This is a genomic window from Marinobacter profundi, assembly GCF_002744715.1.
Taxonomy (GTDB): domain Bacteria; phylum Pseudomonadota; class Gammaproteobacteria; order Pseudomonadales; family Oleiphilaceae; genus Marinobacter; species Marinobacter profundi.
On record NZ_KZ319396.1, the window covers coordinates 1 to 381 of the forward strand.

Below are 381 nucleotides of genomic sequence, written 5' to 3' on the forward strand. Positions count from 1 at the left end.
ATGGTGACCGCCAAGGCCAGCACAGCATTCGAATCAACAAACAGTTCCGGGTTTGCTTCCGCTGGACCAGGGCTGGCGCGGAAGATGTCGAAATTGTTGATTACCATTAGGAGGAGGCTCATGCGCAACATTGATGCTGTCACGCCAGGCGAGTTGCTCAAAGAAGATTTTCTGGAGCCGATGGGCATTTCTCAATACCGCCTGGCCAAAGAAATTGGAGTGCCTGCTCAGAGAATAGGCCAGATCATCGCGGGAAAGCGTTCGATTACCGCAGACACGGACCTGCGACTCTGTCGTTTCTTTGGCTTGTCTAACGGCTACTGGTTGCGCGCTCAGGCAGCCTACGACACTGAGATTGCCAAAGATGCCCTGGAGGATCAG

The 381-nt window shown here is 53.8% G+C and carries 2 protein-coding genes; both read left to right on the forward strand.

The window, feature by feature from the left end:
* The coding region (locus CLH61_RS18260) for a type II toxin-antitoxin system RelE/ParE family toxin (RefSeq protein WP_099616121.1) at positions 1-110 on the forward strand (110 nt) is incomplete at its 5' end.
* A 10-nt stretch (positions 111-120) separates the two neighbouring features.
* The coding region (locus CLH61_RS18265; protein ID WP_099616120.1) for a HigA family addiction module antitoxin at positions 121-381 on the forward strand (261 nt) is incomplete at its 3' end.